This window comes from Candidatus Obscuribacterales bacterium (assembly GCA_036703605.1).
Classification (GTDB): Bacteria; Cyanobacteriota; Cyanobacteriia; order RECH01; family RECH01; genus RECH01.
In genome coordinates this window covers 1-1000 of sequence record DATNRH010000579.1, presented here as the reverse complement: position 1 = coordinate 1000, position 1000 = coordinate 1, and the positions used below count along the sequence as shown (strand labels likewise).

At 51.0% G+C, this 1000-nt stretch carries 1 pseudogene; it reads left to right on the top strand.

The features are described 5' to 3' along the window. The first annotated feature begins 163 nt into the window (after positions 1–163). Positions 164–868 (top strand): annotated as a pseudogene (locus V6D20_12295) (IS1 family transposase). Positions 869–1000 lie beyond the last annotated feature (132 nt).

The following is a 1000-nucleotide window of genomic DNA, read 5'->3' as shown; positions in this document are numbered from 1 at the left end:
AATGGCGTCAAACGCAGAAATGCCTTGACGCTTTGCTGTATTGACCAGCGATCGCACCCGAGCGAATAATGCTGGGTAGTGGATTAACGTAAAGGATAGAGAAAAACAAGGCATCGCCGTTGCATTACTCGATTTTAAGGGAGTAGGATCCATGAAAATTGAGATGACCTGTCCAACGTGCGGGTCTCACGACATTTCCAAAAACGGCACCACCAGGCGCGGTCCGTAAAACTACACATGCCGAGACTGTAACCGTCAATTCGTCGAGAATCCCCAGTGGAAGCCAAAAGCCAAAGACACTCGGACATTTGTCGATCTGCTGTTGCTAGAGAAGATTGCCCTAGCAGGCATCGCTAGGAGCGCTGGGGTCTCTGATAGTTGGTTACAAGGCTATGCCAATGCTTGCTATGAGGTAGTGCCGAAAATGGCAGAGGTTATCCCTAAGCCTAAAGGCAAGCTGAGCGTTCAGATCGATGAGCTGTGGTCATTGGTCGACAACCAAGGCAACAAGCAGCGGGTCTGGCTGGCAATCGATGCCGACACCCGAGCGATCATCGGCTGTCCTATCGGCGACCGTTCTAGAGAATCGGCGATTGCCGTATGGCAGTCAATTCCTGGGGTGTCGGCATCGATTGCCAAGGTCTACACCGACTATTGGGAGGCCTACGTCGACGTGATTGCGAGCAAGCGGCACGTTGCTGTTGACAAAGATAGCGGCTTGACGAGCTACATCGAAAGACTAAGCAACACTTTAAGGCAGCGGATTTCTCGGCTGGTGAGGAAGACACTATCCTTTTCCAAGAAGCTAGAGAATTCCATCGGTGCGATCTGGATGTTCATCCATGACTACAATCGCCGAGTCATATCAAGTCCGCTTAATCAGCCACACTTAGCATTGAAACGCCTTCCACCAATGGAACTGGGTCAAGCCTGAGATAAAGTCGGTAAGGTTCAGGAGTTGTACACAGCGCTGCTCTACCCGTTCCAGTAGGTCATCAAG